General features: G+C 43.1%; 16 protein-coding genes. All 16 read right to left on the minus strand.

Annotated features, from left to right (window positions below; genetic code table 11):
* Window positions 1-382: 382 nt before the first annotated feature.
* The 16 genes from MTBBW1_RS28175 to MTBBW1_RS06350 all read right to left on the minus strand — a co-directional run bounded on the left by MTBBW1_RS28175 (window position 383) and on the right by MTBBW1_RS06350 (window position 26,050).
* Complete coding sequence (locus MTBBW1_RS28175) at window positions 383-526, minus strand: hypothetical protein (protein WP_186441111.1); 144 nt, start codon at window positions 524-526, stop codon at window positions 383-385.
* Window positions 527-741: 215 nt separating this feature from the next.
* The gene (locus MTBBW1_RS06290; protein WP_080800729.1) at window positions 742-2,871 is read right to left on the minus strand and encodes a UvrD-helicase domain-containing protein; all 2,130 of its coding nucleotides are present in this window, start codon (window positions 2,869-2,871) and stop codon (window positions 742-744) included.
* A gap of 302 nt (window positions 2,872-3,173) precedes the next feature.
* Window positions 3,174-9,860, minus strand: a complete 6,687-nt coding sequence (locus MTBBW1_RS06295) for a DEAD/DEAH box helicase (protein ID WP_080800732.1) — start codon at window positions 9,858-9,860, stop codon at window positions 3,174-3,176.
* A gap of 3 nt (window positions 9,861-9,863) precedes the next feature.
* Window positions 9,864-10,055, minus strand: coding sequence for a hypothetical protein (locus tag MTBBW1_RS27440; protein WP_139786681.1), 192 nt, complete (start codon window positions 10,053-10,055; stop codon window positions 9,864-9,866).
* A 29-nt stretch (window positions 10,056-10,084) separates the two neighbouring features.
* A complete protein-coding gene (locus MTBBW1_RS28180; protein WP_186441112.1) occupies window positions 10,085-10,222 on the minus strand; it encodes a hypothetical protein in 138 nt (45 codons plus the stop codon).
* A 2-nt stretch (window positions 10,223-10,224) separates the two neighbouring features.
* Window positions 10,225-12,951, minus strand: coding sequence for a MinD/ParA family ATP-binding protein (locus MTBBW1_RS06300; RefSeq protein ID WP_080800735.1), 2,727 nt, complete (start codon window positions 12,949-12,951; stop codon window positions 10,225-10,227).
* Window positions 12,948-13,373: a hypothetical protein gene (locus tag MTBBW1_RS06305; protein WP_080800738.1), complete on the minus strand. Its 426-nt coding sequence runs from the start codon at window positions 13,371-13,373 to the stop codon at window positions 12,948-12,950. The genes MTBBW1_RS06300 and MTBBW1_RS06305 overlap by 4 nt, the downstream gene beginning before the upstream one ends.
* On the minus strand, window positions 13,370-18,208 hold the full coding sequence (locus MTBBW1_RS06310; protein ID WP_080800740.1) for a hypothetical protein: 4,839 nt from the start codon (window positions 18,206-18,208) through the stop codon (window positions 13,370-13,372). The genes MTBBW1_RS06305 and MTBBW1_RS06310 overlap by 4 nt, the downstream gene beginning before the upstream one ends.
* A gap of 13 nt (window positions 18,209-18,221) precedes the next feature.
* Complete coding sequence (locus MTBBW1_RS06315) at window positions 18,222-18,467, minus strand: hypothetical protein (RefSeq protein WP_080800742.1); 246 nt, start codon at window positions 18,465-18,467, stop codon at window positions 18,222-18,224.
* Window positions 18,468-18,471: 4 nt separating this feature from the next.
* Window positions 18,472-21,372, minus strand: a complete 2,901-nt coding sequence (locus MTBBW1_RS06320; protein ID WP_139786682.1) for a DEAD/DEAH box helicase — start codon at window positions 21,370-21,372, stop codon at window positions 18,472-18,474.
* A complete protein-coding gene (locus MTBBW1_RS06325; protein WP_080800746.1) occupies window positions 21,359-21,766 on the minus strand; it encodes a hypothetical protein in 408 nt (135 codons plus the stop codon). The genes MTBBW1_RS06320 and MTBBW1_RS06325 overlap by 14 nt, the downstream gene beginning before the upstream one ends.
* A 504-nt stretch (window positions 21,767-22,270) precedes the next feature.
* Window positions 22,271-22,852, minus strand: a complete 582-nt coding sequence (locus tag MTBBW1_RS06330; protein ID WP_080800748.1) for a paraquat-inducible protein A — start codon at window positions 22,850-22,852, stop codon at window positions 22,271-22,273.
* Window positions 22,853-22,871: 19 nt separating this feature from the next.
* Complete coding sequence (locus MTBBW1_RS06335; RefSeq protein WP_222423999.1) at window positions 22,872-23,864, minus strand: proline racemase family protein; 993 nt, start codon at window positions 23,862-23,864, stop codon at window positions 22,872-22,874.
* A 122-nt stretch (window positions 23,865-23,986) separates the two neighbouring features.
* Complete coding sequence (locus MTBBW1_RS06340) at window positions 23,987-24,424, minus strand: YkgJ family cysteine cluster protein (RefSeq protein ID WP_186441113.1); 438 nt, start codon at window positions 24,422-24,424, stop codon at window positions 23,987-23,989.
* Window positions 24,425-24,456: 32 nt separating this feature from the next.
* Window positions 24,457-25,038, minus strand: a complete 582-nt coding sequence (locus MTBBW1_RS06345) for a YqaA family protein (RefSeq protein ID WP_080800752.1) — start codon at window positions 25,036-25,038, stop codon at window positions 24,457-24,459.
* Window positions 25,039-25,378: 340 nt separating this feature from the next.
* The gene (locus MTBBW1_RS06350) at window positions 25,379-26,050 is read right to left on the minus strand and encodes a protein-L-isoaspartate(D-aspartate) O-methyltransferase (RefSeq protein WP_080800753.1); all 672 of its coding nucleotides are present in this window, start codon (window positions 26,048-26,050) and stop codon (window positions 25,379-25,381) included.
* Between the last annotated feature and the right edge of the window lie 11 nt (window positions 26,051-26,061).

The raw sequence follows: 26,061 nt of genomic DNA on the forward strand, positions 1-26,061 counted from the left end.
TGACCGCCACAATCGAAGAGATGAAAGTCGTTTTAAAAACAGGATGTTACCGAGACTTTCATATAAACGGCCACGGCAAACATATTTGCCACAACGAAGCATGAAAGCCTTTATATATCAATACTTTATGGAGACTTTTAAATAAAATAAACTGTAGGGGGCAGACCTGTATGTCTGAACTGTATGAGGGCAATCACTAAGAGGTTATTCTCCCTACTTTGCAAATATTCATTGTGGCATAAGGGGCTGTAATGGCCGTTATATGAAACAACTGAAGGGAATTTTTTTGTCAACATTTTGGGAGGATATCAGGTCTGGATTTATAAATCAGAAGCAATAAAAAAGCAAAAAAAACTTGGGGTTAGAGTGAAGGTTTATGTTGTTATATTACCGGATATGGTGATATGCTTTTACCATATCCGGTAATATATGATTGTGGTTTCCATATATGGAGATTATGGGCTTCCTGAAAAATGATTTTGGAATTTCGATTTTTAAAGGCAATTGCATTGTGTTGTATCTCCATAATTTGGCCTCCTTAATACTCCCATAAAAATATTGGCATCTATCATAGCATCCCAAAAATAGATTACATTTTTTTATTGAGAACCCCGATAAATGGGCATGTTGTCACAGCAAGTGTAAACCGATAAATGAAAGATGCCTTTATTTTGGGATGATATGAAGGATGTCTGATGTTAAAAACATAAATTTATGGATTGTTGCGCAACAAGGTGATGATTAAACATTGAGGTTATTTGATAACACTACCAACAGATATTCCCTTGCTCGTGAAATAGCGACATAACGTTCACATTTTTGTAATGGAGAGGCCTTATCCATATGGTTCATGGGATCATTTATATCCCCGCAGGCCAAACAGATCGCTCTGAACTCAAGTCCTTTTATCCGCTGCATTGTTCCCATCCGTATCCCGGGTTCATTTGCACCCGGATCAATCTCTCTGGGCTTCAGTCGGAAAATTTTAAAACCGGCTTCAGTCAGACTTGTAACAATTTGTTCTTTATAAGGGGTAATACAGATCTCATGATCCTTAAGGCCTTGCTCATTAATAAGGATTTGAACCCATGATATGATAGTTTCACATTCATCATTAATATTATTGCATTGTTCGACAAATGGTTCCGGTCCTTTGAATACAGATCTGTCACCTGTAATGGAAATAGAACCACCGTTTAGATCGTCAATCTCCATCCCTTGAAGAACACCATGGCTGTATCGTCTTATCTGCTCACTGGTTCGGTAGTTAATTTTCAATCTTCTGGATCTTCCTCTGATTTCGATTCCCGCCCGGCTCATGGGAATTTTACTGCGATAAATTCTTTGATGCCCATCGCCCACCGTACAAAGCGGATCACTCAATCCTTTGTCAACAGGGGCGATGGACCTGATTAGACGCAACGCTTCAAGACTGAAATCCTGCACCTCATCAACAAGGACATGCCTGTAACTTCTAAAGTTACCTTGTTCCACAGCCAGCCGTGCCTGATGCACAACGCCTTCAAAGGTCAATAAATTTCGTTTTTTCATTTCTGTCTGAAATTTCTTCAATACAGGCCATATCGCTTTTTTCTGTTTTCTTGAAAAACGGGGTCTTCCGGTTCTGACGGCTGAGAGATAATCATCTTCACAATATATTCCATTGACATCGACAACTAGCCAATATTCATCAATGATCTCTTCCATTTGTACCGGTATCTCTCCGGTCAAAGAGCGTTGAATCTCTTGCCAGATGGCATCATAATCTGATTTAGCTCCAATTTTTCCTTTCCAGCCGGAATGGAGACATATGGTTCTTGCAAGAGCATGAAGATTTGTCACCTCAATTTTTTTGGCTGCCTCTTTATCCATCCGGTAAATATAATCACTCAAGGTGATCGAAAGATTGGTTGTAAACGTTGTAATCAATATTTTATCATTGGGATCTTCAAGCTGATTGGCAAGATGAACGGCACGGTGAAGCATAACAACTGTTTTTCCCGTACCGGCAGCTCCGTTAATATTCATGGGGCCCTTTGTCTGCCAGCGAACCATTTTTTTCTGATAGGGGTGCAGGAATATTCTCCACTCATCAAGGGATCCTTCAAGAATCTCCTTTAGATGCTCTTCTCCATCAATAAGTACCAGATCAAAACTCGCTGAGTGGTCAATATTGGAAAAGTCTCCTGTTTCTTCCGGCCTGACGTCATCTTCTTCTTTAATCCGTGACAATCCAAGCATCTCATTCAACGCTTCATCGACACTCATTCCACAGGCAATACCGGTGAGTACGTCCTTGCAGTCGTTGGGAAGGTAGTCTATCAGAGCATCAAAGGCATCATCGGAGTCAATGGCGAGAACCGCCGGGATGAGAGGCTTGGGAACCCCTGCCATGAAGAGATCTTCATGGGATAGACTGGAAAGGAAATAGCTGTTTTCGTCAATAGCGCCTGTTTTTGATAAAGTCGGTGTCTTTGGTGAAGAGGCTGTTTTTGATGGAGTGGCTGTTCGGTTTTTTGCCATTGATTCCATTTCTGTGACATCAAACAGCTGAAAAACGCCGGTTTTCGGGTGAACTTCAAATCGTTTGTTTTTTGCCCACTCATAGGCTTTGTCATGGGAATCAATGTGTACCAGCAGAAAGATCTCCCCTTTATCCGGTGCAATGATAATCGCCCGATACCCGGATGGCAGATTCGCTCCCCTGACTTTATGGTCGGCCATACTCTCTTTAAGGGAGTGGAGATGCAATGAAGAATCTGTGGGATCTTTTTGAAAGATGTCGATAAACTCGGCCACTCTCTTCTGAACATTGGCGGGTATTTTGTTGAAATATTTCAATACATTTTTATGCACCATCAATTGAGCCATACGAAAATCCTTACTTTACTGTGAAAACAGCCGCTGTTTTCATTTTCGGGGGTGGCTGATCGACAGCCATGACCGTTTACAATAAACACGAGTTGGCGTTTTATAAAATTTAGCAAGAAAACCCACCGATCAGCGAAGTGTCGGTGGGTAGTTGACACCTTTTTAAATCTCAGTTTCAAAAATTAGGAATGAGTACGAAATAACTTACCCATTCTCCCCCTCTCCATTTATGGAGAGGGGGCTGGGGGGTGAGGTTGTTGGGCAAGTTATTTCAGACCGATTCCTTAGCTCACAAAGAGACGTTAACGACTTTCGCTCATTATGTTTAAAAACCACGCCAGACCATTGATCTCCAGGTCATCCGGCACAACGACTTTCCATCCATCTCCTTGCCATTTCTCACTGAAGTCGATCTGTTCACCGGCAAGCACGGCAACCGGCGGGCTTAAATCCGGCCAGGCAAGTTCTGCGAATGCATCTCCATCCACAGCGTCATTATAAAATTCTACTTCAGGGATGGGGGATGCTTCCATGGCAAGCCTCTCAACAAGAGGATAAAAAGCGGAAACCGTCTCTTCCTTGATCTCCTGCCACTCTTGAGAAAGCGTTTTCTCTTCTTCCACCCCAAAGTCCGGTGCTGTGCCGTTTTCAGCTTCTGATGTTGTCCAGAAGCTGAAGTTGTCATGGAATTGATAAAAATTCAGACAGGCAAGAAATCGTCTCCATCGTTCATTAAAATCACTGCCGTTGATTTCAAATTCCGTATCACCAAGATGGGCAAAAATCCCGAATCTGAAGGCTTTATGCAGCAGCACATCCTCCAATGAGGAAAATGCAAGGATATCCTGATTGAAAGAGATCTGATCAAAGAACAGGTGGGTTCCGGTATCAGCGCTTTCAATGGACTTCAGACCTTGCCCGGTTTGCCATGACTTCATCGATTCAATCAGATCAGAATAGTCGTATTTTTTATCTTTTGCCGCTATGGTCGATAGAGTGAACGTGGTTATAAAATGGATCGTATCCTGCCATTTCCTTTGGTAAGGTATTTTAAGAAAGGCTTTAATCTGCTCAAAACCATTATACAGTATCCCCCATGGATCTGTTCCTGTTATATTTAGCGAATTTTTTGCCACAGTATATTTATTGATGTAAGCAGCAATGGTTTTAGGACAGACCATTAAATGAAGTTGACGATCTGTATGTAAATCATCCCATGTGATATTCCACACCCAGAACTTTTCACTCTCCAGGATAGCTCTCCGTTTCATCATATCATCGGCAAGACGATTGTTTGGATAACAGTGATATTCAAATCCATCGGTGAAAACCGCCACAGGCCTTATGGATTCATCATCACAGGTGAGAAGAAAATCAGGTTGGGACGCTGTCATAACCCCTTGGGGCTTCCCCAGTCGGGGCTGCAATTCAAGCTCCCACAATCTTCCAAAAATTTCAAACCGAAACCCCTTGGCACCCTTTATAATGGTGGACTCCCATCTCCCCTTTTGGGTTTCAACAAACGCCTCCAGGGCGTCGACAAACCTCTTTTCCAGAACACTTCCAAACAAAGAATCCGGTTTGATATCTTCAAGTGTCCCCTTTGTGACCCTGTTGCGTCCCGCTTCCAGAAGCTCTTCAAGTAGCTTTATTCCTCTTTCCCTGCTGATTTTTTCAGATTTGTATTGCAGATGATAGGTTCTCAAGCATCGATAACAGCCATCAGTATCATCTTCTTTCTGCTTTAAATTTCTGCAGGAACAGAGCATCAAGGCATTTTTCGCACGTTCCAGGATATCCATGATACCTTCTGCAAATATTCCGGCTTCGTTTTTTTCCTGAAACAGCGTTTTTAAAAATCCAGTACCCCCCGGTACCGCATCCATGAGAATAAGATAATGTTTTGTCAAACCTGTGGATTTATCGGGCAGAATATGGGGAAGGACAATCAAATGGGCAGGGTCTCCCTCAAACCGTAATCTCAATCCAAGATAGATGCAGGCAATAAGTGTATCAATGTCCTGGTCATCAATTACAGGAAGCAGCAGACGAATCGCTTCTGATTTCAATTCCCGGTAAAGAAATATCCTTTCCCATTGAAATGGATTCAGGTGTGTATTGTACTGCCGGTCTGTGTCATATCTTTTTCTGGCCTTACAGCTTTTCCTATGTTTATACGACTCAAATTTCTCCTTTGACACCCCTGGTGGCACCACAACGCCGCAATCTTTACAAATGAAAAAACCGTTTTCCGAGAGCTTTTGATTCGGTCCGATATTGATATCAACACCTTGATCAAGGTATCCGCCGTTGATCACTCTTAAAATAATTTCTGTTCTATATTCAATCCCAAACGGCAGCGTATCTTCACCGGCAGCCCCTTTTGGAGAATTCAGTGTCAAATCAAATGAAGAGACAATATTGTAAAAAAGCTGCTCCCTCTCTTCTGTTTTGTCTCCGGAAAGACTGTCATAATACTCCATGTATGAAAGGGCCTGAGAATCGGAAAAATGGATAAAATCCTTTTGTTGCCCCAGGTCAAAAAGACTGTCACTGTCCCCTTCATGGCCGCACTGGGGACAATCCGGTGATGCGCCGGGTGCTTTGAGTCTGCTCAACGGTGCGACAAAGCCGCAGTTACCGCAGATTCCCCATTTTTCAGCCAGGGGCTGGTTAGGGTTTCCCATGGTGATCTGCTGAATGACAAAATGTTTCTTATGTGTGTAAAATGTGTTGCCCGGAGCAAGCTCCCTTATAGCCGAAGAGGCACCTCGGTAAAGATCAACCGGTTTTACTTCAAGATTCGTTCTTCGATGTCTGTTATAGACCGCACCATAAAATCCCACCCCACGTTCAGGAAAGGCATAATTGGGAAGCAGTCCATTACCGGTCAGAATTTCCAGTGTACTCAGCCGATTGATGTTGAGCAGCCGGGTTGTGATGATTTTCATCTCCTGGTCAATTTCAAAGGCTTCATCCACCTCTTCAGCGTTGAATTTTGCTTCATCCGCCTCTTCAGCATTGAGTTTTGATCTCTGGCTGTTCAATCTGTTTTTTGCATTTTCAAGATCCCGGATCGTTCGATCATAGAATCCTGCAACCTGGTGAATCTTCTGCAAAATGAGTTCTGTGGCTGTCTCAACATAAAATCGCTCTTTTGTGTCCTCTTTGATAATGCCCGGGATCGATTCAAACCGGTTCAGAAAATGGTTTTGAAAAATTTTTTCACTGTTTGAGACCCAGGTCATCATCGATATAATGGCCCCATTGCCATCGTTCATATCTTTAATGAACTGCCGGCAACTTGCCGGTATGATCATAAGTTTTCCGGCTTTGACGGCTGAATCAAAACAAAAGCCGAGGTATTGCCTCGCCAGTACGGCTGACGCATCGAGCCAGCATCCCGGCGGTGCCACCTGTCCTTTGATCATCTCGGAAGGTCTGGCATAAAAAAAGAGATCGTGTGGGCGCTGATTGATAATGGAGATGATCAATGCCGTGCCGGTGGAACGTCCTGCTCTGCCGATTCTCTGGAGATAGTTGGAGGTCGTCGGTGGAATGGAGCAGAGCATGGTACTGGAGAGATCCCCGATATCAATCCCCATCTCCAGCGTTGAGGTGCATGCCAGGACGTTGGGATCATCTTTATGGGATGACGTTTTAAAATCGTTTTCGATCTTTTCCCTCAGTTCAGTATCAAGAATACCGGTGTGTTCCTGTGCAACCACCCGCCGTAAAGCGCCTTTTTGATACCGATCCTGATAATACTTCTGGCGGGGGTCAAAAGATACCTGTCGATAAACCCCTTTGTCGGCATAGTATTCCATACTGGGCGCATCAAGAAATACGGACGCCTCATCCGGAGGCTTTACAATGAATTTATCTGTTTCACTGCATGCCAGTTTTACGCACTCCTGAAAAAGAGTGGCGGCATTCTGGGAAATGGCAAAAAACTCCGTTTTACTGTCCTGATGAAGTTTGACAAACAATCCTGCATCATGTCCGGCATTCAGAAGGGCTTTCAAGAGATCAATGTAATCCGTATTTGAAACAGCCGGCCTTTCAAGTGCCCGGGCCGTCCATAACAGATGCCAGGGATGGCGCCCTCCGCTACTTGGAGCAAGGACATTGACATGCTCTTTCTTATGGGAAGTCACCATGAGTTTCGGTCGATATCGTATCGCCGGTGGATAGGTCTCTCTTCCGGGAACCGCTCTGCCAAAGGGGTATTTTCCCCAATAGTTCTGTTTGGCATATGAATCAAGGTATGGGTGATAGAGTGCGCCTGATTCCCTGCATCGATGGAGAAATCCAAAAAGCCAGAGCCGAAGGCGGTCATCCGTCAATTTCGTCAGCACCGGGCTGATGCCTTCAATTCTATCCTTTAACTTGTCTATGGTTCGATCTATGAAGTCAGGTTGCCATCCCATACAGGCCGCACCGTTTTTCTCCATGGTTCTGCCATGGGAGAGCATAAAACCAAACTCACTCACTGCCTGCCACTTGAGGCGGGTTTCAACATCCTTGTAAAGGGCTGGCGGTGGGTCTTGAAGTTTTTCATTGTTTCGATATTTTGTATAGGGAAGATATTCAGATAAATCCGGCGGCAGCAGCGAGGCCATGGCTTCCTTAATGGAACCCGGGCGCCCCGGCAGCGGCAATGACCAGTAGGTCAAAAGCTTATCACCGGCCTCTTTAACCGGAAGTCCTTGAAAGCCCGCTTCATTGATCACATGCTGAAGTGCGGTTCGGTATGTGAAGTGGTATGTCCGTGCAGAGAAATACCCAGCCCGGTGCGACGCATCCTGAACACTGTCGGTAAAGGCGAGCAGCTTGGGATCATTATTCAATACCGAGCCAAACATTTCATCAATGATGACACTTGACAGGGTTGCAGACTGACACCCGATAAAAAAGATCCCCTCCTCCAAAAGACATTTCGGGCAACGCTGGGCGCCCACAACAGATCCGTTTTCAAGGCTTTTTATGCTTTTATCCACTTCAACACGAAACAGTTTATCCGATCCTGTCAAAGGGCAGGTGCCGTAGCCTTTTCTCAGTACAAGACTCTCCCGACACAGGTAAAACCCATCTGATTCCATCCCCGGCAAGTCATGTTGTTCTCCAGTTTTAATGGCATATTCTTTTTCATTAAGGAATGGGTCTGAAATAACTTGACCATCAACCTCACCCCCCACCCTTTTCTCCATGAATGGAGAGGGGGAGAATGGATCATTTGTTTCGTGCACATTCCTAAATGGAGTGATCACAACCATGTGCTGATCTTTACGTCCCTTTATTCCGAACCATCCCTGGTAAATCGTCCTCGGGTCATCAATTAGCTGATGCCCTTCAACACCCTCTGACTTGATGACGGTATCCTTGTCCGGCTCCACCATGGATATCCATCCAGACGCTCCACACTCACTGCAATGAAATGCCGGAAGGCTTCGGATATTTTTGGATGGCTCATCCAGCCAGATAAATCCCGGTTTCTCGTGTACAAGTCGTCCCAGACGCCTCAGTTCCCGAATCCAGAGTTGAACCTGTGTCGGAACCAATGGAAAAGGTCTTCCACTTCGCTTTTCTGAAGCATGGGAAATCAGGGAGCAGAATGAAGAGAGAATGGTGCTTTTATCTTCGTTTTTCTGTATGGCATTGATTTCAAAGTCAGCCTGACTGATCTTTTTGACAAAAAGATTCCATGGAATCGGGTCTTCCTGTTTCATTTCAGCAGCTTTAAAAATATTGAGAACCGCTTTAAAGAGCTTACTTCCCTTGAGCCAATCTCCCAGTTCCAGCTTGAAGGCAGCAACATCCTCTGCTGTATTGATGTCCCCTGAAAATAGAGGGCCTCCCCATATTTCGGATTGGCGGATCGCATAGGTCAGAGCATCTTCATCTTCTCTATTATGACATTGTTCTACATCCGGAATATCAACCGCAAAAAGATCGGATTTTACGATATCTTCAACCTCAAGACGCTCTTCTCCAATCACTGCTTCAGCTTGAATCTCCTCTTCAAACAAGATCGTAGCAAATGCTGCCAGCTTGTCCTTTCCCGTTGCCATGGCATCGATGGAACCATCTGTGATTTTGACATCGATATCTTCTTTATTTTCATCCAGGGTGGCACTGGTACCAACCACACACATTTCCCCTTTGGAAATTTCCAGTTTCTCTTTCAGGCGACGGATTAAACAGGCCACATCCGCACCCTGGGCCCCGTCATAGGTGTGCAGTTCATCCAGCACAAGATATTTCAGAATTCCCGGTGTATTGAATCGCCACAGTTCCTGATCCCGGGGTCTCATCAGTAGAAAGTCCAGCATCCGGTAGTTGGTCAACAGAATGTCCGGTGGAAACTCTTGAAGCACCTTATGATTTGAAATGCCGTGATAACTCTCCCCCTCTTTGCCTTTGCCCATTGATTTGGTGCCGCTCTCCCTGCCTGATCCGGGATCGGAAGGGTCAAACCGGCCGGTATAGTTTCCAACTCGAATACCTGCCGCTGTTAATTCAGGATCTTTTAAAACCGTTTCGGCAAATCTTCTTTCCTGATCCGAAGCAAGGGCGTTCATGGGGTAGAGGATAATGGCTTTAATGCCGTTCTGTCCCTTTTTCTTCTCCCGCAGACAATGGTCAAGGATCGGATAGAGAAAACATTCCGTCTTACCGGAACCGGTGCCGGTCGTGACAATAGTGGATTTCGGGGTTTGATTTCGACTGCTCAGTCTTAACCATGATTTGTACTGATGGAGAAACGGGTTGAATGGAATCGTAGTGTCCAGAGGAATCTTGATATTTTCCGGTGCCGGTCTGAATGGACGTTTTAACTGGAACCAGGGGCCTTTGAACATCCCGTTTTCAGGATCGTTGATAAACAGGCTGAATGCCTTTTCAGCCTGTTTGTCCAGAAAAGAAAATGTGGCTTGAAGATAGTATTCAACCTGCTTTCTGATATTTTGTGCAATATGAGCGGGGAGCATATATCATTCCTTGATACCGTAGTAGATGGCGTCAGATACTTCATTGGCATCGGCAATCAGGTCATCAAAGATTTCTGTGTTAATACCATAATGGTCAACAGTGACTTTTTTTATGGAGTGATTATCTTTTAAGCTAAACGCCTTCACTTGATCCGGTCGCAGAATATCCTGTTCAACCATTTTCTCTTTTTTCATGATGCTCTGCTTGTTTTCAACGTCACTGTTCAACATGATTCTGTTGTTGATATGGCATAATTCACATAGGTCTTTCCTACATTGTTAGGGCCACAGATCAAGGTTAAATCCCCTAATTCCAATGCCCCTTCATCGACATAACCAAAGTTTTTAAAATTAAATTTCATATTCAATTCCAAATTGACACTGTTTTTTCAACCGCTTTTCGTTTTATACTGAGCACCTTTGGACGAGCACCTCGATTAAATTTGAACCCCAGACCAATGCGATAGATTTCAGGAATATAAAAACGTTTTTCTTCCGCAGAGTCGGTTGTGTCTTCATAAACAACGCCGAGCTGTTTCAGCTCAATCAATGTGCGGTTGTCATCATCATCATCATCCAGCAGAGACTTTGAAAATGGAATCACCAGTTCCTCTTTTCCTTCCATTCTTTCCAAGTCGTTGGCCCAGGACTCAAATACTTTGGATTCCTGCTTTAGCTCATTGACCCGATCTGCACTGCATCCATTCATGGCCCGCTTTATGGCTGATGGCGGCAGCAACCGATCTTTCCATGGGGTATGAACTGTTTTGTCTGATATTTTTGCAGCTTCTTCCAGAAAACGAACAACGTCCCTTGCCTGGAGATATCCTTTAAAATCAGATAAAGCACCATATACCCAATTGATGGTATTGGCTTCCTTGGAGTTGTCCTTGCCCAGCTTCATACCCCACAGCTTCTTTAACTCTTTTTCCAGTTGCTCCGGCTTCATTTCAGAAGGATCGCAATTCACATTTTCTTTTAACGCACCGGATTTTATCACAATCCAGTAAGCCAATCTTAAAAAATCCTCTCGATTCCATAAGAGTTGATAGCTCTCATATTTTTTTTGAAACTGTCCGCTGTTTTGTCTTTTGGCACTGCCAAGATAATCCTGCCGTAAGAAGATCACCAGACCGATCTTTCGATCACGAATTTCACTGAGCCGTGTCGGGATGTCAAGCAGGGCAGAAACAGCATTCTGATGATTCTTATCAAAGTGGATATCCGGAAAAATATTCTCCAGCCCATCAAAGAGGAAAATGATAGGACTCTCTTTCAATTGATCATTGAGCTGCCGGAAAGATGTCACAGCACGGTTGCCTTCCGAAACAGCGGCAATAATCTGCTTTTCCCAGAAGTTTTTCCATTCAGATTCAGTATGGGCCTTCTCATCCCGAAATTGTTCTAAGCTGCTTTTAAATTGATCATAATCAAACCGTTCAAAGCGGGGAAGATTCTCTTTTAACCGCATCATCACAGAGGAATCACCAGGAATATCCGTAGATCGGAGAATCGGGAAAAAATCAGCATCAATCCCTGTTTTATCAGGCGCAATTCGATCACAAAATTTTTTATACGTGACAAAGCCTGCCATCCGCATGAAATGGAATGTTTTACCGGCCCCTTTGGTGCCAAGAGAGACCACCAAAGGCAGTACGTTAAAATATTGCCTGGGAAATTCCTTGAAGAATTTTGTCGTTAAAAAATCTTCTGCGTTTGTGTTTTCCGCAAAAAGATATTGTGAACAGAATGTTTGTAATTTTTTCAGAGGTGATGACGGTCCATCCTCACCTGAGACAAGATCGTCATCATTCTCATCAGGATCTTCAAGACCTTGAAAATAGGGTTTGAAAAAATCGATTAATGAGCCGGAGTTATCCCACACATCTTCCCAGGATCGGATATTGAGCAGTTCGGTCTTGAATGGGGTGGAGTGGATTGAAATGGGGTCTAACAGCAGTTCATCTTCGGGCTCCGGTTCGGATTCATCATCACTTTCAAACAGGGTTTTCTCAAAGCGGCTTTTTGCATTGATCATCCGGATCTCATCCAGATCCGGCGGCACCATGGAGATGATGATCTCCGGCAGCATTTCCCTTTGCAACCCGGTTTTTGTTCTGTTCAGTTTTATCATCTCCTTTAAAACCAGTTCCGTTCCAAAAAGAGACTGCTCCGACAAGGTCGTCACCAGAAATCGGTCAACATAGGGATCAAGCAGAAAAGGGGCGCTCAATTCGCTGATACCGGCCCTTAAATCGATAAATACATAATCCGCACCGATCTTTGTTGCGAGTTTGTCGAGACATTCCCTCAGTTTCCAGGGGTTTGCGTCCTGTGAAAGGTGCTCCGGTTTCACATTGATCTGAAACAGGTCAATGGGATCACCAAATGCCGGCAAAACATATATTTTTGTGGATTCAATCCCATGTTCAAATCGCTGGATCTCTTCTGCAAAATATTGAATCACGGCATCTTCTGTGTAGTCCGTCTCCGGGTCTGCATACTGTATTGCATCGAGAAATTGAGTAAATCCGATATTAGCCGTGCCTCCGACTCTGTTTTTCTCCCAGAATGTAATCCCTGGTGCTTCCAGATCTCCATCTACAACCACTATTTTTTTATCTTCGTTTTTATCTTTTACGATCTCACTCAAAGATTTTATCATTGCCGCAAGGTGAAGCGTTCTTCCCACGCCGCCCTTGAATGAGTGAAATGCAATGAATTTATTCCGGGGTTTTGGAACATCCAGTATGGATTCATCGGAGAGAAAAACTTTTGAGAAATAGAGGTTGTCAAATCTTGGCCGTTCAATAAATCCAATTGGTTCATCACTGCTCTCTTCAATTGATATTTCCAGCGGCAAGCGGCCAATATCAAGATAGATTCGGTTCTCTTCAGGGTTGTATATATCCGGGTTGGGGAACCATGCTTTAAATGCCTCTTTTACGGCATCTACATCTTCCGTCCTCTGTTCAACGGCAATCTCATCCGGATAGAAATGAATATTGATGATGCTTTCAGGAAAATGTCTGAAGTTATCGGTCTCTTTTCGAATTATTCTTTTGATATCCAGCCAGCTAAGAAGTTTCATCGTGTTAACGCCTCCTGTAACCAGGAATCAATTTGATCCAGTTTCTTTTTCAATTTGTCTTTATCTTCCCGATTATAGAACGTTCCTCCATATCGCAATGCCTGATGCAGATCCTTCACCGGCACAGTTTCAGGTGTTTTTGAACGGGTCAGAAATTTAAAATCACTGGAAAAGCGGTACGGTGCATGAAGATTACATAAAAGGGCCTGCAGATCATGCGTTAAATTGGCTGTCCCCTCATTGTTTTGGAGTACAAAGGTGTCTGCCATATTTTTACGTTTGAGCAGCAATGCTTTGATTCCACACTCAATGGCATAGATAAACAATAATAACTTGGCGTTGGAGTCGGTATGGTTCTTTTTGCATTCCTGCTTCAGATGGCGATAGGATTTATCCAGCTTTTTCTGACTGACATGAATCATTGTTCAATTTCCATGACTTTTTGATCAGAAAATCGTTTTTTGAATTCGTTGTATGCGATTTCATAATCTTTTTCCCTGTCCACCCCTTCAAATGGAGGATAGAAGGTTTTTGTGACGGTTTGAAGACCGTTGTCGATTTCCCAGGAAACAGTGAGGGGGGATTCGCCGTCCCAATCTTTAAGGGCTTCTCGGAATTCTTTGGCGCCCTGGTTTTTCCTTATTGTATTTGGAATTCTACGCCCCCGAAGATCATATCGATCATTTTCTTCATAAATTCTAACAATTGGAAATTGAATTCTATATATTGATATCAGCTCTTGTAACGAGAAGCCTAACGATAATGCGATTAATACATCAAGTTCTAAGATAGACTGTCTCCGAGAATAATCATAACGAACAGGGTTTTTCCATTCCCATTTATTGTAATTTATATCTTTCCATTGATTCTCAAAATCATTGAGTAATCGGTCATTGTTGGTTGCCCAGGAATCTTCAACAATCAATTGATCCGCGACATCTGTCCATAAACTCTCAAAATCTTTTGTAAGACAGGACAAGCGCAACATTCTGTTAATTATTAATTTGTCATACATTGAATTAATGAAAGGAAGAGTTTTTAAATCATCACCAGTAACATTTGACCTGCCTTTAATTTTTATGAAAAAATCAAAGCAAATTGAACAACAAGCTGCTGAAAATTTAAATAGATCAATATTGTTTTTAAAAATGGCAATACGGGCTGCATGGATTGCAGAAACACCCGAAGGCATTATTGAGCCAATAAGAGTTCTTTCATTTGTAGGCACACACATACCGCGAAAAACAAATTTAGGCCATTCATATATTTTTTTTCCTTTATCCCCTTTAGGCCATTTTTGAATAGAAGATGAAAAAATCGATTTATCACCATTTCTATCACCTTTGCGATACACAGAACGAGGTACAAAATTGGAGTCAATAGAGGTTAAATCAATCTCATCATATGCCCCTTTTGATTTACATGTTGACCTCGGATTTTTACAAAATGGAGTAGCAACATAAAAATGAGGACCGGATAATACTAATTCAGAAGATGAAGTCGGTAGAAAGCTTGGATTATCAACTCTTGTGATAATTCCATCCCGTTGCCCATAAGTTTCATCAAACATTACCGTTACCAGGAAATCTTTATCCATTTTTGATAAACGGTCAGGTGATTTAACAAATTTTTCTATCGCCCTTGAAGCTTCCTGGCTATGAATTTGAGGCAGTTTCGTTCCCAATGGATATTCATCTTCTATTTGAAAAAGTTTGGAATATATTTTTAATTGCTTCTCATCTATGTCAATGATCCTATTGATGTGCCCTCTTAACTCCCAGTTACCTTTTGGGTTTTTTACTCCAGGGGTTGGCTCATTGGGGAGAGTATGCTTTTGACTTTCATTAATTGTTTTCGGATGAAATAGATTTGAAATAGTTTTAAATCTGGGTTGGGATATTTTTCCACGAAAAATATTCAAAGCAAAATTCATTGCATGACCAACATCTTTAAATAATTGCAGCTCATTTCTAAAATGATATTGCTTTATTAATCTTCTGTAAATTTGTTCCCGAAATTTTCCTCCCTTTGGATCATCATAGACACCATTTGGATGGAGTAAACCACAAATTCCAGACGGATTTAACAGAGCCCATGATCTATGAATAAAATTTTTATAAAGATTTGTTTGAATCCCAGTTAGTTCGGAATATAAAATTCTGGAACTTAAAAAAGTGATATTGGCGATGCTTTTTCTTATGTATTCAGAATATGAATAGAGATTCATATTTGATGTTTTCAAAATAGTATTACGTTTTTTATTGATCTCACTGCTTCTATCTTCTTTAATCCCTAAAAATGGCTCAAGCTCAAGAAGAATAATAGAATCATTTAGACTATATTTCATCCAAGGTGGGTTTCCTAAAATTAAATCAAAACCACCATCGCCAATCATTGCCCCCAATATTTCTGTGAAAACCAATTCCCAATGATGAAAATTCTGCTCACCCGCAATCTCTTTCCCAACGCTATACCAGGAAACAATACCGGATAATATTTCCGTATCAGGTACATCTTCCTTGGCGGCATCGAACAGCCCCTTTACATCAAAGTCAAAAACAGTGGATAAAAAGCTCTGAAGGCTTTCGGCGGGTGGCTTATCTCCAAGAAGAATTCTGGCAGATTCAAGGAAACCTGACCGTTTCGGAAGATTGCCGGTTTGATCAAGCGGCCAGAACCAGAGTGCACACCAGGTGTCCATGATCAATTTAAGCCGCTGAAAACTTCCACTGCTGACTTCGAGATTCTGTTTTATTTTTTCCTGCTCTTTCAAAGACGGCCCTTTTTCAAGTGCTTCACTTGAACTTGATGCAACAGGCCAAACCGTTGCGGTGCAGGATGTTTTTTTCAGAGCTGCAGCTCTCTCTTCAGAGTATTGAATCCAATGCGCATCAATGAGGTTTGAGACTTCAATTGCCCTGTAAATATCATCTTCTTCCCACTTGGTTTTCACTTCATTTGCAATCCAGGATTTGGCATCATCGCATGAAGAGAGATAGAACTTTTTCATCAATTTGTCTTTATGGGTCGGGATCATATCCTCATCAAAGACAAGAAAGTGATAAATTTCATTTGCCTTTCTCTTTTCACCGGGCTTCAGCAGTCTCGGGACAGCAGCGCTCTTTCCAAAATGCTTGCCCTTTTTGAGCTGTTCCATTGTCCAGACACTTCGTCTTGCCCCGATCAAGCTGTTTCCGCATCGCAGCCTCAACCCGAACCACGGTGTGCTTCCGGGTTTGTATAGATCCGGCTGTCCATTTTCTCTCTCTTTGATCAACAGCCTGTGAATACTTCCCAGCCACAGAGACAATGCCCCCAGCTCCACTGCCGTGGCATTGAGATCCACCCCATAGACATTCCGGGTGGCAATATAGTGCTGAACCCGCCTTAGTTCATCCTGAAACCTTCCGGGCTCGATGGTCTGATGGATCTCTTTCTGCTTGAGTTCCAGATATTTTTCAGCCAGTTGACGGGTGGCTTCATTTAAAAAGGCACCACTGCCCATAGCCGGCTCACAGATTTTAAGACCGAGTATTTTGTCTGCATCTTCCGGCTTGTAATCTTTAAGAAGCTCCCTCAATGCTTCCTCAACGAGACATTTTGTCAAGACTTCCGGTGTATAATAGGATGCACTCTGCTCCCGATCGATACCGGAGAGATGGAGGATGAATGCCCCTTTGGGATAGATCCTCGGTTTTTTATTGATCTGTTCTATTTCGTCTTTCTTGAACTCCCCCTGTCTTGCAGCATCCACAAACCAGGTGGGTGTTTTTTTGTCTCCCCATTTCTTTGCAGCGGGTTTCACCTGAATCAGATCCCTGTCCGCAAACATCCCCTTGTAGGAAAGAAGCCCCTCATACACTGCCCCCAGCTGGTTAATGCCAAGCTCTGCATAGTTGACCCTTCCAATCTCTTTGCTTCGCTCTCCTCTGCTTAAGGAAAGGCAGCGGATGACCTTTTGAAGACACAGATTAGATAAAACGGCCTTATCCAGAAGATAGAGGCTGTCAGGATCGAACAGGGTGGCTGTCAGTGGGGAAAGAGAAAATGTGCCGGAGGCTTCAAAATCAAAATTGAACAGCCCATTCTCCAGATCATCATTTTCAATGGGATTGAAACCTTCATGGATAATCTTGAAAAGTAATTTCAAATGCTGGTGGAAATAGGTTCCTTTTTCAGTGGCAGGTGTAAGCGGGACATTTTCAAGATCGCGGAGTGATTCCAGACTGTAACCCAGTTTGTATATATCGTCGCTGATGGGCAGAATTCCCAGCTCTCCCCCTCTGGCTTCGGCATAGAAACAGAACAGCAATCTATAGATAAAAATCAGAGACTCTCTTTTTAGTATTTCAGCAGAGATGTCCATACTGCCGTCGGGAAATGGCTGTTCTCTGGTGCCAAGACGGGTGTATGGCAGATTTTTCTCCCTGCGGTATTGTACCCATTCATTGGCGAGAAGCTCAATGGCCTCCCTGACAGCAACCTGAAGATTGTCTGTCACACCATGGGCAAATTTATGGCTCTGCTCTTCAAGGGTATCATGGAGAATGTCATCGGAATCACCGGATGCGCACAAAGTCTGTTTTGAGAGAAATGCAGCAAAGTGGTCAAAGGTATCTTTCTCGTTTCTTCCAAATGCATCATCAAAATCAAAGACTAAATAACGCCCCTGTGCCCATGTATGGCGATCCAGCAGCAGGGCTTGACTTCCAGCCAGAAAGAGCAGCCATCTTGGAGATGATTCCATGGTAAAGATCTTTCCGATAAGGCGTTCCCAATCCCCCTGACACAAACTGTTTTCAGGGGCTCTTATCTGATTTTTCACAGGCATTGATGAGAGGGGGTCTTCACTGGGGATGCCGTCGGGCAGGCTGCTGTCCGGAAGAGAGAAGCCGGTTTCACAGATGACCAGCCATGGCGTGTTGTACCTTGTCACCCTTGCAATGGAAGGGACAACGGTTTTTCCGCCTTCCACAAAAAAATCGTCAGGCGATCTATCGGTATATCCCAGGGCTTCAAGCAGATGGGCATGAAAACCGGACAGGTTGAGACGTTTCTGAGGGTCAGGCTCATCAAGGGCAAGGTTTTTCTCTTTAAAATAGAGTTGAGAAAGTTGTCGTATTTTCGACGGGGTGGAAGCAGACCCTTCTTCTCTCCATCCATCCACAAGATTTTTGATATCTTTTGCAAAAAAAGAGCTGAGGTAGTGGGAGCTGTAATATTCCCCCACGTTGCTGATGCTGGTATCAAGTGCCATGGTGTGTTATACCTTACGCCTCCTTTCCCTGTATGACTAAAATAAGCCTTGTTGAAGGTTCCTGCGTGGTGATGAAACGATTATGGAGCCAGTCTTCACGGTCTTTCACATACGCTTCAATTTCATTGAGCTCTTTTTTATACTGTTTTGACTTTACACTATTTTCTCCATGTTTTTCAATCAATCCCAGCAGTAATTCTTCTCTTTTTCTGCGCCAGTTTTTTAGCCGCCTGGACTCTTTTCTTATGGGGCCTGCCAAGGTTTTATCCCGACTTTTTTTTGAGTTCTTTCAAGTATGAAATGCTTTCATCTACAGCTGAAAGAAGCAACGGCACGGCGGCTTTTAAATTGGGTTCCACTCCCTGATTTTCCATATGCTCAAAATCAATTTTTTGAAGGATGTCGGATAGTGCATAGTGCCAAACCTCCCCGCCCTTTAAAAATGAGATGGCATGGCCGTCAACCACCAGCGGATTTCCTGTCTTAGATGCCACTTGACCGATGAAGCAGAAACAGAGTTCCTGATCTTTCAGTTTGTTTGAAATGATAATCGGTGCCTGTTCCCGCTGGATCTCCATCAGTATCCGCTCCTTGATCCATAACAGGGCCGGATGCTGTTCTGTGCAGAGAAGTTCCTGTGACCAGTAACCGGACATATTTCTGGCGGCTTTGATGGCAAGCATGGCCTGATTGACATCATGGGTCAGTTTGAACTGGTCATTTTCCGGCCATGATTCAAGGGGAATGGCGGTTGCTCCGAAGATGGTATCGTTGGGTTCTTCCTGTTTTCCCAGCCGTCTTCTAAGGTCTTTGGGGGCCGTCAGTATCATGATGTTTCCCTTTTCCTGAAGCGGCAAAAATCCGGAATCGGGATGTGCTTCAGACAGATATTTGTACCCTTGGAGAAGAAATTCTTTGTCTGAAAAAAGTCTATAGCGATTTTTTATGAAAGAGTGCGATCTATTTGAACATGCGATATCCGTATCGGTTATGTCTGCATCCGCTTGATCTTGGCTCTCCAGCTCACTTTCCAGTGATAATGATGCATCCCTCAGCATTTGTTCAAGAAAATCGGACTCAGAAAATCCATCGGGATCATCGGGGGCCGGAGAATCCAATACAGTGACATTACCGGATAGAATTCCCTGATCGGCAATATACGCTTCTTCCTCTTTTGCATCGTACAATTTTAAAACGCTTTCACCGGAACGCCTTAATGCATTGATCTCTTCGACTTTATCGATCAAGCGTTCAAATATGGCCCTGTCCCCTTTGAGCATTCCCTGCTCCGTATCAACCATCAGGTATCTCAATATCGGGGATTGATCCTGTCCCAGCCGGTCGATTCTGCCGTTTCTCTGGATCAAGGTGATAATGGACCAGGGCAAGTCAAAATGGATAATATGATGACACTCATGGTGAAGGTTGATTCCTTCTGATGCCACATCCGTTGCGATCAGCATGCGTATGGGCGCGGAACCGGTTGCAAAGGCCTCTACCGTATCCATCAAATGGGTATCGGGTGTACCGCCATGGATGATGGATACGGCCTGTTTTGTCTGATTTTCAAATTTTTCGCTGTATTTCAGTTTGAAATCAGCAGCAATGGCGGATGCCAGCACCTCCTGGGTTTTTCTGTACTCCGTGAATATCAGGATTCTGGGACTCTCATTTTTTCCATTCCACCCGATTTCCTTGAGTTGTTGTTTCAAAAGAGCATATCGGGAGGAACTTTGTAACGTCAGTCCGGTTAAGCTGTTTGCAATGGTTTCAAGTTGTTCATATTCATATGAGTCGATATTGATGACTTCTTGATCACACGCTGTTACACCTAATGCTGTTTCACCTGACGCTGTTACACCTAACGATGTTTCATCTGACTCTGTTATACTTGATGATGTTTTGTCTGAGGTTGTATTAACTGACGCGGTTTCACCTGAAAGATTTTCGATTCTCTTTTCAACGGTTTTCAGACATGCTTCCGGGCTGGATAAAAACAGTTTATATAAACCATAGAGCAGTAGATGGTTTTGACGTTTTTTATTGTCTGACGCATGCCGATCCTTAAGCAAAGCCCCCCTTAAATCGGCCAGTTCTTTGAAAACAATCTCTTCATCAGGTGTTGCCCGGATGGACGTACTCAATGTGGGGATGACCTTTCGGGGGGCGAGCATCTCTTCACCGGCATCCTGCCTGATATCTTCTTTGAAACGCATTAAAAAGAAATTCTTGATGTCGTCACTGTCATATTCTTTAAAGGCAGGGTCCGGTATCGCCGAAGGATCAAGAAGTGAAATAAGACGGCCGAAGGTCTCTTTTTTTCCGTTATGCGGCGTTGCGGTGGTTAAGAGCATACTGTCTGTCCTACGGGACAACAGACGTGCCAGACGATAACTCTGGTGCCTTTCCGGGACACTTGCACCGGCCACATTGTGCGCTTCATCGATAATGACCACATCCCAGTGGGTGTGTTTGAGAAAATGCTCATATCTTGCAACGTTCTTCAGTGTGTCAATGCTGATAATCAACCGTTGATAGACTTCAAACGGGTTTTTGTTTGCCGGGATTTTGAGCCGCATTTTGGCAATGCCTACAGAGTCCAGCCGGACAATGGGGATATTGAAACGGTTCCACAACTCGGATTGAAACTGAGTCAGCATCGATTTTTTGGCCAATACCAATATCCTGTCCGCCCGTCCCCTGCGAATCAGCTCCGTCAATATCATGCCCACCTGGATGGTTTTCCCCAATCCAACGGCATCGGCCAGCAACAATCTGGGTCTCAGCTGCTTCAAAGCATGTTTGACAGCTGACAATTGAAAGTCCATTGGCTTGAAGACACCTAAGTTTGCCAAATCCGGTTCCAGTCCCGTTGCCGGCATCTGTCGAAGCTGGGCACCGATGAAAAGCTTGGAAAGTTTATACCCATTTGAATTGTCAGCAACGAGCTGGGTGCTTTTGGGATCAGCCGGTATGATGGTATCAAGCTGAGTCAAAAAGATACTCTGGTGACCTCGAACGAGATCATCAATCCCGACACAATGCACTGCAAAGTCGGAAACTGATATTTTCTTCAAGGCTTCCACACGGGTGACCAACCATTCCGCATCCCGGCAGATCACTCTGCTGCCCGGGGTAACAGGGGGCGTGTTAACATTCATCATAGTCCTCCGGGTCAATGCACAAATCCGCTCTGTCAGCCAGTTTCAAACATGCATTTAAAACTGCTGCATCATCGTCAAAGCCGGTTGGAGACAGGAAGTCATCATCCTCATCAGCGGTTTCGATAAAATATTGAATCATGCCTTTACACCATGGTTTTGCCATTTCAGGAATATTGCGCCAATCAGCGTGTATGGCATGAATTGATGAGACGATGGCACAAGCAAGGTTTACATTCACCATGGGGTTTTCTTTATGTGCGGATTTAATTTTATCAAAATACAAATCTGTTTTATCTGTTAGTTCATCAATCGAAAAAGCACTCGCATTTTTTGAGCATTTTATCAAAATATCGAACTCTTTACGCATCAGACCAGTTGGAAATAGCTCGGGCATAAAATATTCCTTGTAAACCGTCATGGCCGGAGTCCGACCACCCTCAATCATGGAAATAATGTATCTATTCCCACGGTAAAAATAGGCACCCTTAATATGACTCCAAAAGTACTTTACTTTTTTTGTAAGATATTACCGACACTAAGACTTTTCTCTCCGGAAAGTGTAACCCAGGAAATGAAGCATGCCTAAGAATAGATGAAATACAATTAAATTAACAATACTATTTTATATCTTATTCAAAAGGCTTTGCATAGGTTTAGTGAAAAAGGCAGGATTATCTATCCTGAACATCCTTTTGATCCTGGTTATCCTGATTCAGACAAATGCAATAACTGCTGGGAAAGCAATAAGGTGTCGATTTTTAGTTTATATGGTATTAGAAATGAGTATGACTCTTGAGTATAGAATACCCACTTTACACTTTCCAGAGAATCAGCCCCATTTTTTGGGTGTATTTTTCCGAAAAGTTTAAAGTACTTTGATGTTTGTATGAAAGATGCCTTACGCCTTATTGCTCAATTTTACCACCTTGTTTGTAATAAACATGATAAGGAGAACAGAAGCTCCAAAAATGTAGAGTCCGGCATGTACCTTGATTGTGGCAATGGCTTTCAGCTTTACTGTAACAATAAGGACTGCCACCACCATAACATCCAGCATTGCCCAGCGACCATATTCATGCATAAGACCAAGGTAGCGCTGTAAGGATTTATCGAAGTCACTATTTATTTTGTCGGAGTCACTATTTATTTTATCGAAGTCACTATTTATTTTGTCGGAGTTACTCTTTATTTTGTGGGAGGCACTATTTATTTTACTGGAGGCGTTCTTTATATTGAAAAGAATTTTGAAGAGAAAAGCAATCTTTATAACAGGCAGCACAACACTGAAAACTGTCACAATAACAAAAAGTATAATCTGACCGTTTCTAAGGAGTTCATAGACTCCGGAAAGTACCGAAAAAGAGCTTCTGATATATAAAAATTTTGACATTGTGATCATGGGAGAGACAAGTCCCACAGTTAGCAGCAGAGTTGCAAAGGTCAGGAGAAAGATCAGAAACTGGTATTGTTTTTTTAACATCACAAGCTCTTTTTGTTGACTATGATACAACGGATAAAGAAAAACCCTCCTGAAAAGGGTCTCTTGCCTGCATTACAAAATTATGAAAACCGGTGATAAATGCTTCACCTTCAATTTCAGGAAGTATTGCGGGTTTGGCTCCAACCATTGTCTCTCCAAGAATTTTTCCGGTAAATTGGGTGCCAAGGATGCTCATATAAGGATAGGGTTCCATCATGCCAAGCTTCCCCTTTGAGTATAGCCATGCCATTTTGGCACAGGTGCCTGTACCGCAGGGGGATCTGTCAATCTGACCACTTCCAAACACCACCATATTTTTTGCAGGAGAGCCGTTCTGATAGAGTTCTGTAAGGGCTACCTGAGAGACTTCTCCTGTACCTGGATGAACCACCTTAATTGCATCATTGACCTTTTCCCTGATTTCAAGGGCTTTTCTTTTAAGATAATCAACGTTGTCGAGGATTAATTCAACTCCCAGATCCTTTGTGTTGACAAGAGCAAAAAAATTACCACCGTATGATATGTCCACTTTCAGTGACCCCAGGCCGGAAAGTTCAATGGATACACTGTCATAGAAAAAAGCAGGTACATTGCATATTCTTACCTTTGCTGCCATACCATTTTCAATGGTAACATTTGCAGTTATCCTGCCTGCCGGAGTGTCAATAAGCACTTTATCAGCAAGTGGAATCATTCCAGTATTCAAAAGAACAACCACTGCTGCAATTGAACCATGCCCGCACATGTCCAGATAGCCTTTGGAATCCATAAAAATCACACCTGCATCTGCATCTTCAGTTGCAGGAGCTGTTATAACAGCACCAAACATGTCTTGGTGTCCCCTTGGCTCAAGCATCAGCATTTTTCTGACTTTGTCCATTTTCTGCTGCATCCACTTTTTCTTTTCCATCATTATTTTGCCAGGAATATGTGGAATACCCCCTGTAATAATACGTGTTGGCTCGCCGGCCGTGTGGCAGTCAACTGTGGTTATCATCTTTTCAATGTGCAATTGAGCCTCCTAAAAAAACATTTTTATAAAAGTCTCCGCAAGTAGCTGTTTTTATAATGATTGTCATTTTTTACATTGTGGCGGTCATCAGCCATGTACGTTATATTGAAATTGATACGCAATCATGCTTCGTTTATCAAAACAACCCCAGGACACTCCTCAACCAAAAGGGAAATCCGGTTGTCAGTTACATTATCTATACTGTAATGAGCCCAGAAAGGAAAACTGCGGCATTGGGCAGGGCGAGCCTTGTATATTGAGCATTTTTGATTATTATCAAGAAAGAGACATCTGAACTCCTTGCCGTCAAACTGCTCTCTTATCAACAGGCGATTATCCCTTTTTTCAAAAAAATTTTGCATGGCATCAATGGGGTTGAGATTCAAAAGGCTTGAAATATTGATCATCTCCTCTCTATTTATCCATATATTGCCGGATTTACCTCTGCAGCACAGAGCATGACAATCCCTGCATGCTTCAGAATTAAAGTAAAAGGAAAAGCCTTTAGAAGAGATGATTCTGGAAGAGGATTCTTTTTTGGAAGTATTGCAAATGGCCATATTACAAAAGATCCGAAGGTATGCAAACTGCATCAGAAAAACAATTTTACGGCAACAAATCCTGCAACAAGGATCACGGTGAAAACTGTAGCAAGAGCATTAAAATATTTTTCTACATAATCACGAATCCCTACTCCAAAAAAATAGATCAAAGCTGCAACAAGAACAAATCTCAATGTTCGTGAGCAGGCAGAAGATATTACAAAAACGAGGAAATTCACCTTAAAAATACCGGCAGATATTGTAAAAAGCTTGTATGGTATGGGAGTAAATCCTGCTATGGCTACTGCCCAGGCATCCCACTGCCTGAAAAGCTCTCCTATGTAGTCCACCCTGTCTGTCAATCCATACAGGGCAAAAATTTTATCCCCTGCAATTCCCATGAACTGCCAGCCTATGACATATCCTGCTATACCTCCGAGAACTGAACCTGCGCTGCAAATAAGGGCAAAACGAAATGATCGGGAAGGTGCTCCCACACAAAGAGGGATTAAAAGCACATCAGGGGGGATAGGGAAGAATGAAGATTCACAAAAAGATAGCCAGAAAAGCGCCATGGCTCCTCCTGGCCTTTGGGACCAGCTTAACACCCAGTCATAGGTTTTTCTCATCATAATACATTGTTCTTTCAAGGTTGCATTGTCGGATAGTTTAATACTAAGGAATTGATTTTTAATAACTTGCCCATTTACTTAACGCCCTAAACTCCTCTCCATTACTGGAGAGGGGGAGCTTGGGTAAGTTAATTAAACCCTGTTACTAAACATCGACATCTAAGTGTTTTTTTAAGAACTTATTGAATTTGTCTGAATCAGGATAACCAGGATGGATAGGATATTCAGGATAGATATAGACTTCCAGAAAAATATTTTTTAATCTCAACTTTGAAGGGCAACCACATAGGGTTGCCCCTACATTGTGCTTGCCAATTCAATTATCTGGAATACAATAGCACTACTGATCTTTCTCTTCTTCTTTCCATCCATGCCTGCCAATAAGTTTTACAAATCGACATCCGCCCATACTTGTGGTGAAAATACCAGTTTTTCTTTTTTCAACAAGTAGAAGCTCCTGAATAAGATGTCCCCCCACAGGCATTATAAGGCGTCCACCCACTGTAAGCTGATCAATTAGGGGTTGTGGTATTTTTTCTCCGCCTGCTGTCACAATAACAGCATCAAAAGGGCTTTCTGATACCCATCCCTGGGTGCCGTCTCCATATCTGGTAACGATATTATGATATTTAAGGTTGTCAAATAGTTTACGTGTTCTTAGAAACAGATTATTGTTTCTCTCTATTGTATAGACCCTGAACACAATCTGGGAGAGTATGGCAGCCTGATACCCTGAGCCTGTACCAATTTCCAGGACACGCTCCCCACCCTTAAGATTCAGAGCCTGTGTCATCTCTGCTATAATATATGGCTGGGAGATGGTCTGACCCTCACCAATGGGAAGAGGGTGATCACCATAGGCATTGTCAATAAGGGCTTCGCTAACAAAAAGATGCCTTGGAATGGTTCGCATGGCATCTATGGTTGCAGGATCTGTGATGCCCCTTGCAACAATCTGCTGATCAACCATATTATTGCGCCATCTGTCATATTTTATGGAATCAATATTCATGTTTACCTATT

Origin of the sequence: Desulfamplus magnetovallimortis (assembly GCF_900170035.1) — a bacterium.
Lineage (GTDB): Bacteria > Desulfobacterota > Desulfobacteria > Desulfobacterales > Desulfobacteraceae > Desulfamplus > Desulfamplus magnetovallimortis.